This is a genomic window from Gordonia sp. (in: high G+C Gram-positive bacteria) (genome assembly GCF_012515855.1).
Lineage (GTDB): Bacteria > Actinomycetota > Actinomycetes > Mycobacteriales > Mycobacteriaceae > Gordonia.
The window spans coordinates 1-13,341 of record NZ_JAAYXO010000127.1 but is presented as its reverse complement, the minus strand read 5'-3'; the positions used below and the strand labels follow the sequence as shown (position 1 = coordinate 13,341).

General features: G+C 67.4%; 5 protein-coding genes. 4 read left to right on the top strand and 1 reads right to left on the bottom strand.

From position 1 onward, the window contains the following. Positions 1–254: 254 nt before the first annotated feature. Entirely contained in the window at positions 255–3,647 is a 3,393-nt protein-coding gene (locus tag GX543_RS09690) for a helicase-related protein (RefSeq protein WP_226436827.1), read from the top strand. A gap of 7 nt (positions 3,648–3,654) precedes the next feature. Here the strand turns inward: GX543_RS09690 and GX543_RS09685 are convergent, their stop codons facing one another. Further along, entirely contained in the window at positions 3,655–5,343 is a 1,689-nt protein-coding gene (locus GX543_RS09685) for a lipopolysaccharide assembly protein LapB (RefSeq protein ID WP_226436801.1), read from the bottom strand. 110 nt (positions 5,344–5,453) lie between these two features. Between GX543_RS09685 and GX543_RS09680 the strand changes: the two genes are divergently transcribed. The 3 genes from GX543_RS09680 to GX543_RS09670 form a co-directional block, all read left to right on the top strand. After that, positions 5,454–8,237, top strand: coding sequence for a DUF1156 domain-containing protein (locus tag GX543_RS09680; protein WP_226436802.1), 2,784 nt, complete (start codon positions 5,454–5,456; stop codon positions 8,235–8,237). A gap of 173 nt (positions 8,238–8,410) precedes the next feature. After that, positions 8,411–11,836, top strand: coding sequence for a Swt1 family HEPN domain-containing protein (locus GX543_RS09675; RefSeq protein ID WP_226436803.1), 3,426 nt, complete (start codon positions 8,411–8,413; stop codon positions 11,834–11,836). 125 nt (positions 11,837–11,961) lie between these two features. After that, the coding region (locus tag GX543_RS09670; protein ID WP_290851628.1) for an HNH endonuclease signature motif containing protein at positions 11,962–13,341 on the top strand (1,380 nt) is incomplete at its 3' end.

Genomic DNA, 13,341 nt, shown 5'->3' with positions numbered 1-13,341 from the left:
GCCCGTCAGCAACCCGAGGGCTTCCTGCGACAGGCCCCTGCGCTTGCGGAGCCACCGCAGACGTTGCGCGAACGACAGGCCGAAGCTCACCCACACGAGGTCGCTCTCGGTCTTGTTCGCCACGGAACTCACCGTGTCCGACGCACAACGTATTGTCTGCACACCCCGTTGTGCACCAGGAGAGATCTGTGACACCGCCCGACTTCACCGACCTGACCAGCGGCATCGTGCTCCACGGCGTCCGATCCGACGCCGTGACCATCCTGGCCGTCACCCGCCACGGATCCGACGTCGCGACCGTCGTGTTCCGCGAGGCATCGGGCGTCACCGGCGAGCAACTGATCTACCGCGACGACCTCGCGGGGCTGACGATCGTGCCGACCACCGCGCGGTGGTCGTTCACCGGCGACGGCGCCGACTTCCGCCTGGCCGCGGAGGCGCTACGCATCCGGATGGCGGGCCTGCACGACCCGATGCTCGCCGTGTCGTCGAGCGCGGTCCAGCCGCTCCCCCACCAGATCCGCGCGGTCTACGGGGAACTGTTGCCGCGCATGCCTCTGCGCTTCCTGCTCGCGGACGACCCCGGTGCCGGCAAGACCATCATGGCCGGTCTCTACGCGAAGGAACTGATCCTGCGCGGCGACCTCACCCGGATGCTCGTGATCGCACCCGGTGGTCTCGTCGAACAGTGGCAGGACGAGCTCGCCGACAAGTTCGGCATCGCCACCACCCTGCTCACCCGCGACCTCGTGTCCGCCGCACCCGACGGCAACCCCTTCACGGGCAATCCGATGCTCGTCGCCCGCATGGATCAACTCGCCCGCGACGAGGATCTGCTCGGGCACCTGGCAGCGAGCCGGTGGGACCTGGTGATCGTCGACGAAGCGCACCGCATGTCCGCGAACTGGTGGGGCGGCGAACTGCGCGTGACCAAGCGGTACGCCCTCGGGAAGATGCTCGACGGGATCACACGGCACCTGCTGTTGATGACCGCTACACCGCATTCGGGCAGCGAGGAGAACTACCAGGCCTTCCTGGCGTTGCTCGACCCCGACCGCTTCGAAGGCCGCTACCGTCCCGGCGCGCACTCCACCGACACCGGCGGGTTGATGCGGCGCATGGTCAAGGAGGAACTCCTCACCTTCGACGGCAAACCACTGTTTCCCGAACGGGTCGCCGAAACCGTGCCCTATCGGCTCTCCGGCGCCGAACAGGAGTTGTACGAGGCGGTCACCCGCTACGTCCGGGAGGAGATGAACCGGGCCGACGCACTGCCCGACAGCCCGCGCACCCGCACCGTCGGATTCGCGCTCACCGTCCTGCAGCGGCGCCTCGCGTCGAGCACCCACGCCATCCTGCGCTCGCTCGTCCGTCGTCGCGCACGACTCACGACGCGACGCGCCGAACTGCTCGCGCCCCGGAGTGCGCCGACGTCGGGCGAAGAAGACTGGTCGAAACTGTCGGACCCGGACGAACTGAACGCCGCCGAACTCGAGGATCTCGAGGAGGACGTGGTCGACGCGGCGACCGCGGCGCGGTCCGCCGCCGAACTCGACGCCGAGATCACCGCGCTCGGCGAACTCGTCGACCTCGCCACCGCCGTCCGCGACGCCGGTGAGGACCGCAAATGGGTCGAACTGCGGTCACTGCTGCTCGACCGTCGCCTCCTACGCGACGACGACGGCAATCCCCGCAAACTCATCGTCTTCACCGAACACCGCGACACCCTCGACTACCTGCACGAGCGCATCAGTTCGGTGCTGGGCCGCGACGATGCCGTCCTGACCATCCACGGCGGGACACGCCGCGAGGATCGTCGGCGGGTACGAGAGGAGTTCACCCACGACCCGCGTCGCCTCGTCCTCCTCGCCACCGACGCCGCCGGTGAGGGCCTCAACCTCCAGGCCGCCCACTTGATGATCAACTACGATCTGCCGTGGAATCCGAATCGGCTCGAGCAGCGCTTCGGCCGCATCCACCGCATCGGGCAACGGCACGTGTGCCGACTGTGGAACCTCGTCGCCGACGACACCCGCGAAGGTCAGGTGTTCACGCGGCTGCTCGAGAAGATGGAACAGCAACGCCGCGCCTACGGCGGCCGGCTGTTCGATGTCCTCGGCGAAGCCTTCACCGACCGGCCCCTGCGCGAGTTGCTCCTCGACGCGATCCGCTACGGCGACGACCCGGCCGTCCGCGACCGCCTCGACCGGGTACTCGACGAGGAAGTCTCCCACGGCCTGTCGGATCTTCTCGAGGAGCGTGCTCTGGCGCGTGAGGCACTCGATCCGCACGAGGTGCAGCGGCTCCGCAGGCAGATGGACGAAGCCCGGGCACGCCGGCTGCAGCCGCACTACATCGAGCTGTTCTTCCGCGAAGCGTTCACCCGGCTCGGTGGGCGACTCACCCCGCGTGAACGGGGCAGGTTCGAGATCAGCCATGTTCCGGCAGTACTGCGGGACCATCAGCCGATCGGCGCGTGGCGTCCGCTGGCCGGGCGGTACGAGCGGGTGACCTTCGAACCCGAACTCGTCGACGGCACCGTGCGCGCGGCACTGCTGGCGCCGGGTCATCCGTTGCTCGACACCGTCCTCGATCTGGCCCTCGAGCGGCACGGAGATGTGCTGCGCAGCGGCGCGGTGCTGATCGACCGCAACGATCCCGGGACCGCGGCCCGCCTCGTCGTCGCCCTGACCAGCGAGATCGTCGACGGCACCGGAACCATGGTGAGCAAACGGTTCTCGTTCGTCACGCTCGGTGCCGACGGTGCGGTCGCCGATGCGGGACCGGCCCCCTACCTGGATGCCGAACCGCTGACCGGTCACCGGGATGTGGTCGCCGCGGTACTCGACGAACCGTGGCTGGCGCAGGGCGTCGAGGAGATTGCCTCCCGGTGGGCGATCGTCCACGACCAGCCTCAGCACCTCGAACAGGTGCGGGCGCGGCTGGTGCCGCAGATCGACAAGGCGCGCAGTGCCGTGCGGTCGCGGCTCATCCAGCAGATCAACCACCTCGACGGTGAGGCCGCTCGGCTGCGCGACGAGCAGGCCGCAGGCAAGGCCGCGAAGGTGCGGGTGTCGCCGGAACGGCTCCGCTCCCACGCCCGCGAACTCGAAGCTCGCCTCGAGGCGAGGGTCGCGCGCCTCGACGCCGAGTCGCGGTTGTCGGCGAAACCACCCCGCACCGTCGGGGCCGCGCTGATCCTCCCGGCCGGGCTGGTCGCCGCCACGGTTCCGGAGGCGGTGGCGGCGCACGCGGTCGACACCGAAGGCGTCGAACGGCGTGCGGTGGACGCGGTGCTGGCGGCGGAACGGAGGCTGGGCCGCGAGCCGGAGGAAATGCCGCACAACAACAAGGGATTCGACATCCGTTCGCATTCCGGGGAGACACCCACCGTGTTCGTGGAGGTCAAGGGCCGCCTCGCCGGGGCCGAGGACTTCTTCGTCACCTACAACGAGGTGCTGTACGGGAAGAACGCCGGGGCGCAGCACCGCCTCGCGTTGGTCGAGGTGCATCCCGAGGGCGCGCACCTCGACCGGGTCCGGTACATCGTCGACGCGTTCGCGAACATCGAAATGGGATCGTTCGCGGCCACCGGGGTGCGCGGCGACTGGGCGCGCGAATGGGCGCGGGGCGTCGAACCGATCTGACGGCGCGCTACAGGCCGAGGGCTTCCCGCAGGCGTCGCGCGCTCATCGTCCCCGGTCGTTCGTCGTCGGGCATGCTGCCGAGGAGGTTGAGCAGATCGTCGCGGCGGGTCGGATCTGCCGCGGCCTGTCGCGGGGTCAGGCCGTCGAGTGCCGGGATCTGTTCGTCGAGCCACTGCTGCTCGTACGCCCGGATCTTCTCGTCGAGAAGTGCCGCGATCTCCGGGTCGTCGAGGTCGGGTTGCGGCGCCGGCCCGGACATTGCGCCCGCACGCCTCTCCGCGATCATCTGGGCGGCCGGGACCCTCCCCTCGCGCACCAGCGTGGCGCCCGGTGCGGCGCCGAGCACCAGGTGAACCATGTCCTCGTAATCGAATTCACTCATCGCATCGACTTTGATCGTCCACGGATCGCGCGAGGTGTCGAGTACGACGACACCGAGCACGCGGTCGCCCTCGGTCCACGTCCACTCGTCGTCGTGCGCCGCACCGAAGCGGCGGCTGAGTTTGCGTCGGAGCGTCGACGACGGTGCGACCGTCCATGCCGACGAACAGAAGACCATCGGTTCTCCGGAAGCCGTCACGAACTGCGGTGGCCCGAACCGGGCGCTGAGGAATGCCACGAGCTGTTCTGGGGTCGCCTCGTCGTCGTCGAGGAGGTCGAGGAGGGGTTCGCGCTGCGGCAGCGAGACGGGTTCGGCGCCGCCGAAGATGTTCCAGACTCCCTCACCGACGGGCACCACCCGTGCGCAGTAGAACTCTCCTGCCCGCACCTGCCGGGTCGCCGCGCGTTCGGTGACGTCGATGCGGTCGCCGGTGCGCACGGCGCGCATGGTCATGCCCGCACCGGGGCGGACGTCCTCGACCTCGAACAGGGAACGCTCGATCAGCAGCCACTGCTGGGCCAGGAGTTGTTCGTCCGCGGGCAGGAGCGGGCCGCGGACGGCGATGAACTCGGCGAACGCGCCGCAGTCGAACAGCACGACGTCCCAGACGAAGTCGTCGAGTCCGTCCTGAAGGTCGCTGTCGCCGGCGAGCCTCGGTGCGATCCGGATGCTCGCGAGTTCGACCAGGTGATCACGATGATGCTGCGACTGCTCGAGGTATTGCCCCGCCTTCTCGTACAACCAGCGGGCGCGCTCGACGAGCGAGTACTCACGGTCGTCGCGGTATCGGAGCAGCACGTCGAACATCGGGTGTTCGCGCCCTCCGGGAATCCGGTCGTAGAGCGCGAGCCCGCGGAGCGCATCGCCGCGGTCGGAGGCGTACTGGGCCAGTCGCAGCAGCGCCGGGACGAACTCGCCGTCGGCGGTACACGAGCGTTCGAAGTGGCCTTCGGCATCGTCGATACGGCCCACTGCTTCGGCGGCGAGACCGATGATCCACCGCATCGCCGCGGTGATCTGCGCGGGGCCGTGTTCGAGCAGCCACCGGGCGGCCTCGGCGATCGACTCGGGTTCGGTGCCGAAAATCTCGAACACCGCATTCGCGACGCCGGTCGCAACAGCGGGGTCGGCGAGGTCGGCGAACAGGTCGGGTCCGAACAGATTCCAGGTGTCGACCGACCTGCGGGTGGCATCGGCATCACCGGCACGGGAGCTGACGAGGGTGATGAACGCCGTCACCGCCGGGAGCGCATCGGCGCGCACCCCCAGGCTCGTCGCTAGCCGCTGGTCATCGCCCGCTCCCCATTGCGTCATGCCCGCGACGGTACCTGCGCAGGCCGACAGCGACCCCGACTATGCTCCGCACAACACGTTGTTCAACGTGTGTTCCGTCATGCCCACGATCGAGAAGCGAGCACCACCCCATGCCCGACGATGCACAACACGTTGTTCAGAAGCGAAAGCTGATCGAGGTGGCACTACCCCTCGAGAAGATCAACGCGGAGTCGGCTCGGGAGAAGTCCATCCGGCACGGGCATCCGTCGACGCTGCATCTGTGGTGGGCCCGGCGCCCACTCGCAGCTGCCCGCGCGGTGCTGTTCGCCCAGTTGGTGGACGATCCGTCCTCTCATCCCGATCGGTTCCCGACCGAGGACGCCGTCGCTGCCGAGCGCAAGCGCCTGCATGATCTGATCGAGCGGTTGGTCGTGTGGGAGAACTCGAACAACGAGGAGTTGCTCCGCCGCGCGCACGAGGAGATCCTCGCCTCGACCGACGGCAACCCGCCACCCATCCTCGATCCGTTCGCCGGCGGCGGAACAATTCCGCTCGAGGCCCAACGTCTGGGTTTGGAAGCGCACGCGTCCGATCTGAATCCGGTGGCCGTGCTGATCAACAAGGCGTTGATCGAGATCCCCCCGAAGTTCGCGGGGCAGCCCCCGGTGTTCCCCGGCGCTGCGGAGTCGCAGATCAACAGCTGGCCGCGCGCCACCGGCCTCGCCGAGGATGTCCGCCGCTACGGGCAGTGGATGCGCGACGAAGCCGAGAAGCGCATCGGGCATCTGTATCCGAAGGCGAAGCTGTCGGACGGTTCCGAGGCGACCGTCATCGCATGGATCTGGGCGCGGACAGTCACCTGCCCCAACCCGGCCTGCGGCATCGCCATGCCCCTCGTCCGCTCGAGGTGGCTCGGCAAGAAGAAGGGCAAAGAAGCGTACGTCGTTCCGTCCGTCGAGGACGGGAAGGTGGTCTTCCGCATCGGTCACGACGTGAAACACGCACCGACCAAGGAGAACGACGGGACGGTCGGGCGGACCGGGGCGACGTGCATCGGGTGCGGTGCCACCATGAGCCTGGACTATCTTCGCACCGAGGGTCGGGCTGGACGTCTCAGCTGCCAACTGATGGCGACGGTCGCCGAGGGAAAACGAACACGGATCTACCTGGAACCTGATCCGGAGCACGAACGCGCCGCTCTTGTTTCCCGGCCCGCTGACGTTCCCGACGGCGAGATCGCCACGAACCCGCGATGGTTCTCCACCCCGGCGTTCGGGATGACAGACTTTGCCGATCTCTTCACGCCACGCCAGCTCACCGCCCTCACCACCTTCAGCGACCTCGTGAGCGATGCTCGCGAGCACGTCCTCGCCGATGCCCTCGCGGCCGGAATGGAGGAGGGTGAGCGCCTCGAAGCCGGAGGAACCGGAGCCGCTGCGTACGCGGACGCCGTCGCGACGTACCTTGGACTTGTTGTCAGTAAGTGCACCAACCTGTCGTCTTCGATTACCAGTTGGATGAGTGATCGCGGAGCTTTCCGCGAGGTGTTCGCCCGTCAAGCCATTCCGATGGCATGGGATTTTGCAGAATCGTTCCTACTCGGCGAATCTGGAGGCTCGTGGCTCACAACTCTTGACAAGGCAGCACAGGTAGCCAATGCCTTACCGATCAACGAGGGCGTAGCCCGACAACAAAACGCGGCTTCCGAAATCGCTGGGAACACCGTCATCTCGACGGATCCGCCGTACTACGACAACATAGGATATTCAGACCTGTCCGACTTCTTCTACGTTTGGCTACGCCGCTCACTCCGGTCAATCCATCCAGAGTTGATGGGTTCTATGCTCGTGCCGAAGAGCGACGAACTTGTAGCGAATCCCTACCGGCACGGCGGAAAGGAAGGCGCACACAGATTCTTCGAGGAAGGATTTCGAGGGCTATTCACCCGTATGCGCAGTTCGGCCCGATCTGATATCCCAATCACGGTGTACTACGCCGTCAAACAAGCCGAATCAACGAGCGAAGGAGAAGCCTCGACGGGATGGGAAACCATCCTTGAAGGTATTATTCGGGCCGGGTGGGTGGTCACCGCGACATGGCCGATGCGAACTGAAGGTAGCGGCAGGCTACTCGCGCGTGGCACCAATGCCCTTGCCTCCTCGATCGTCCTCACCCTGCGCCCGCGCCCGGATGACGCACCCACCGTCGACCGCCGGAGCTTCGTCGCCGCGCTCAAAGCAGAACTCCCCGAGAAGCTGAAGGAGTTGCAGCAGGGCGCGATCGCCCCGGTCGATCTGCCGCAGGCCGCGATCGGGCCCGGCATGGCCGTGTTCTCCCGCTTCTCCGGCGTCCTCAACGACGACGGATCGAAGATGACCGTCCGCGCCGCGCTCGCCCGCATCAACGAGATCCTCGACGAGGTCCTCGCCGAACAGGAAGGCGACTTCGACGCCGACACCCGGTTCGCGATCGCGTGGTTCCGCCAGAACGGTTTCGAGTCGGCAGCTTTCGGTGACGCCGACAATCTCGCTCGCGCCCGCAACACGTCGGTCGAACGGCTCGACCGCTCGGGCATCCTGACGAGCCGCGCCGGGAAGGTCACCTTGCTCTCCCCGACGGCGCTCGACGAGGTGTACGCCGAGAAGCCGTACGATCCGTCCGCCGACTCGCAGATCAGCGAGTGGGAAGTCGTCATGCATCTGACCCGGCTGCTCACCACGCTGGGCGTACCGGGTGCGGGCGCGATGCTGGCGCAGGTGCCGTCGTCGATCGACCGGGATCTGTGCAAGGAACTGGCGTTCCTGCTCTTCGCCATCGCCGAGGACCGTAGGCAGACCAAGATCGCCGTCGACTTCAACTCGCTCGGCACCGCGTGGAACGACATCGTCCGCGAGTCACGAAACTCGGCCACGCAGCTGTCGTTCGACAACTGACCAGCAGAAAAGGCAGGAGCCCCAGGTCGCATACGAGGTAGAGGCGGCCTGGGGCATTCACCGTCGACGGTACCCGAAGGCAGCGGTCCCCCGGTCGAGCGCCCATCGTCGCGACTCCGTAATGTGCTCTGCACAATTTGTTGTGCAAAAAGTCGGGAGTTGAGGGGAACATCGTGGCGCTGTCCAACCGCGACCGGATCGGCCGGACATTCGAGCTTCTCGGGCCCGCTCTCGACCAGTTCCACACCTACGTCCTCGGGAAGCACCTGCAGCCCGGCCAGGACTGGACCGCCCTGCTCGAGGCCCGCGATACGGCGCGCGGCAGCACCGGGAAGTCGTATTCGGGTACCGATCCGCAGGACGGACTGCGGATGATCACCGAACAGATCCCCAACCAGATCAAGAAGGGGTGGTATCCGTTCACCGACCACCTCTCGCGCACCGAGCAGTCCTGGGCCACCGAACTACGCGACGTCCGCAACAAGTGGGCACACAACAGTTCCTTCACCGCCGACGACGCCTACCGGGCTCTCGACACCGCCGAACGGTTCCTACGAGCCATCGGCGCACCCGACCAGGCCGACGAAGTGCGGCGGTCCCGCGTCGACCTGATGCGCATCAGCTCCGAACGCGAAGACCGCAAGGTCGTCAAGGCACCGGGCGTCGCGGAGATCGGCGCGGCCGGGCTCGAGCCGTGGCGCCTGGTACTGCGTCCCCACCGCGACGTGCAGAGCGGCAACTTCCACGCCGCAGAATTCGCCGCCGACCTCGCGATGGTCTCACGCGGCGAAGGCGACGCCGAGTACACCGACCCCGTCGAGTTCTTCCAGCGCACCTACCTCACCCAGGGGCTCCGCGACATCCTCGGCCGCGCGGTACGCAGACTGTCCGGCGATGTGAACGCCGCACCGGTCATCAACCTGCAGACCAACTTCGGTGGCGGCAAGACACACTCGATGCTGGCCGTCTACCACATCGCGTCGGGCAGGCCCCTCGCCGACTACCCGCAGGACGTGCAGGATCTCCTGGGCGGCACCGAGCTTCCCACCGCACGGCGGGTCGCGCTCGTCGGCACCCAGATCAAAGCCGGCGCCGTCAAGACGATGCCCGACGGCACACGCATCAACACCATCGGCGGACTGCTCGCCTGGCATCTCGGTGGGGCCGAGGGCTACGCGATGATCCGCGAATCGGACGAGAACCGACTCAACCCGGGCGGCGAGGCCCTGCGCGAACTGTTCGAGCGGTTCGGGCCGGCAGTGGTACTCATCGACGAATGGGTGGCGTACGCGCGTCTGCTGCACGGACACGACGAGCTTCCTGATGGCACGTTCGACGCACAATTCACCTTCGCACAGGCACTCACCGAGGCCGCCAAAGCCGTTCCCGGCACCCTCATCCTCATCTCCATCCCGGCGTCCGCGGAGATGAAGGACGGCGAATACGTCGGCGACGAAGAAGAAGTGGGCGGCGAGAACGGCCGCGAAGCCCTGCGCATGCTCCGCAGCGCGATCGGACGTGTCGCCGACCAGTGGCGCGCCGCCGACGCCGAGGAAAGCTTCCACATCGTGCGCCGTCGCCTGTTCGAAACACCCGACGGGCAAGCCCTCGCCAAGATCAACGCGACCGCCGATGCGATGGTCGCCTACTACCGCGACCACAGCACCGAGTTTCCGCGTGAGGTCCGGGAGAACACCTACAAGGACCGCATCAAGCAGTGCTACCCGATCCACCCGGAACTGTTCGACCGGCTCTACGAGGACTGGTCGACACTCGACCGCTTCCAACGCACCCGCGGCGTGCTGCGCCTCATGAACACCATCGTCGGGCAGTTGTGGCGCGGCAACGACGCCGCACCGCTGATCATGCCCGGATCGGTCCCCCTCGACGAGGACAAGGTGATCACCGAACTCACCCAGTACCTCGACGACCGGTGGAAAGCCCTCATCGACACCGACGTCGCCGGCACACGGTCGGCACCCGCCGAAGTGGACAAGAACAACGCCCTTCTCGGACAACGCTTCACCACCCAACGCCTGGCCTGCGCCGTCTTCATGGGTTCCGTTCCCACCCTCAAGACCGCCCACAAGGGCATCGAGAAGCAACGCGTGTTCCTCGGGGCGGCCCTGCCCGGCGACATCCCCGGCAACTTCCACTCGGCGCTCAACCACCTCGCCGACACCGCCACCTACTTCTACAATTCCGGCTCCACCTACTGGTACGACACGCAAGCCAACACCACCCGCACCGCACGCGACTACGCCGAACAACTCCACAAGGAAGACGTCTGGGCCGAAGTCGTACGCCGGTTGCAGACCCACCGTCGTACCGCACCCGACGGATTCACCGCCGTCCATGTCGCCCCGGAATCATCCGCCGACGTTCCCGACGAACAGGAAGTGCGGCTCGTGATCGTGCCGCCGTCGCACACCCACAGCAAGGGCGGCCCCGACGCCGTCGACTGGGCCAGGGACGTCACCGAACACCGCGGTAGTGCCGCACGCACCCACCGCAACATGGTGGTGTTCCTCGCCGCCGATGCCGCGCGCTGGCGTGAACTCGAAGCCGCCGTGCGGGACTTCCTCGCGTGGTCGTACGTCCGCGACAACGCCGACAAGGACCTCGACCTCACCGCGTCGCAGCGGGAGCAGGCCGTCGACCGTGTCGCCACCCACGACCGCACCGTGCACGACCGCCTCCTCGAGACCTACCAGTGGGTGCTCGCGCCCATTCAGCCCGACGCGACGCGCCCCCTGCTGATCGAGACGAAGAAGACGACCGCCGGCGACAACCTGTCCGACCGCGCAGCCACATGCCTGCGGAACGAGGGCTGGCTGACCACGCAACGTGGCGCGGCCCTGATCCGTCACGACCTGAACGGCACGCTGAAGGCCGCGTGGGATCGCGACGGACACATCGACTTCGGCACGCTCTTCGCGCTGTACACCACCTACCCGTATCTGGCGCGGCTGCGTGACCGGCAAGTCCTCGAAGACGGCGTGCTGTCGGTGTACGACGAGATGCACTGGCAACCCACCGGATTTGCATTCGCCGACAGCTGGGACGGTGAAAAGTACATCGGGCTCGTCCTCCCCTCGGACACGGCAACACCGCCGCAGGTCACCGATTCGCTGCTGCTGGTCCAACCCGATCGTGCAGAAGCACAACGCGAACGCGAAGCCGACGAGTACGGCGGAGGTGCCACCGGTGGGTCCGATGGGTCCGATGGGTCGGGTAGGTCAGGCGGAGAGGTTTCTCCGGGTGACGACGGATCCAGCACGGGATCGAATGGCGGAACATCCGGAGGCACGGGCACGGGCACGGGCACGGGCAGCGGAACCGGCGGTACCCCACACAAACCGGTGAAGCGTCGGTTCTTCGGAAGCACCACCCTCGATCCGAGCTTCTACGGCCGCGACTTCAACCGGATCACCGACGAGATCGTCCAGCACCTTGCGGCCGTCGACGGTGTGGAACTCGAGGTGCGCATCGAGATCTCCGCCCGCGCCCAGGACGGTTTCGACGATGCGAAAGTCCGGACGGTGAGCGAGAACGCCACGACACTCAAGTTCGAGCAGTCCGGCTTCGAGGAGTACTGACGTCCCGACAGTCCGTGGGTGGACACCTACGTCGCCGGGCGCGCGACCGTCGTGACCATATGGGCCAGGTCGTACCCCGCCGGCGTCGGCGTCCGGTGTGTCTCCACCCACCCGAACCTCACCGTGTGACCGATGAGCAGAACCTGTCGGTGGGCGATGCCATACTCCCGGGCATGCACTCGGAGGGTGGGGTCCTGGAGCAGATCGCGTCACTGCGCGACGCCGTCGCCGCGCTGTCCGCCGCCGACCTCACCGCACTCTCCGACACCGCTGTCCTCGACGCGCTGCGCGACCTCGAAGCCACACGCCGCATGCTCGCCGGCGTCGACCACACGCTCGTCGTGCAACTCACCGAGCGGAAACTGCACACCCAGCACGGGGTTCGCTCACCGCAACGGCTCCTCGTCGACATCCTGCGGGTCTCGCGCCGTGACGCAGCCGAACGCGTGCAGGCCGCACGGCTGCTCGGCCACTGGCACCGACCGGACGGATCCACCGCGCCACCGAAACACCCCGCCACCGCCGCTGCTGTCGCGGACGGTGAAGCGAGCGCAGAGCATGCGCGCGTGGTGAGCAAAATTCTGCACAAGCTGCCCGAATCCGTGTCCGACGAGAAACGCACCGAGGCCGAACAGACGCTCGCCGAACTGGCACGCACCGCCACCCCGGAAGACATCCTCAACGCCGGGCACCACCTTCTCGCGCACCTCGACCCGGACGGATCGCTCACCGACGAACGCGACCGGCGACGGCGCCGCTCCGTGTACCTGCGCGGCCAAGGAGCCGACCTCATGTCGCGATTCAGCGGCGAACTGGACCCGACGGCACGGGCGATGTTCGACGTCATCCTCGCGAAATGGGCTCGGCCCGGCATGAACAACCCCGCCGACCCCGACTCCCCGACCGGAGACTGCGACGCACCGTCCGTGAACCGTGACGCGCTGGTCGCGGCGGCCGCGCGCGATACCCGCACCGCCGCGCAACGCAATCACGACGCGTTCGCCGCGATGTGCCGGTTCGTCGTCGAAACCGGCGTTCTCGGTCGACACCGCGGTCTGCCCGCCACAGTGATCATCACGATGAGCCTCGACCAACTGGAGAAAGCCGCCGGTGTCGCCACCACCGCCACCGGAGGCACCCTGCCCATCAAAGACGCGCTGGCGCTCGCCGAACACGCCCACCCCGTGCTCGCCCTGTTCGACCACACCGGGAAGCCCCTCCATCTGGGTCGAGGCAAGCGACTCGCCAACGTCGACCAGCGGTTCGCACTGATCGCCTGGCAGCGAGGATGCACCCGGCCCGGATGCTCGACCCCCGCCGCGCACTGCGCCGTGCACCACCAGACCGAATGGGAACGCGGCGGCGGCACCGACATCGAGAACCTGTCCCTGGCGTGCGACGCGTGCCATGCGCTGGTGACCAACACCGACGCGGGCTGGACCACCGCGCCGTCACCGCGCACCGGCCGGCCCACGTGGACAGCCCCCGTGCGTATCGACCCGGAG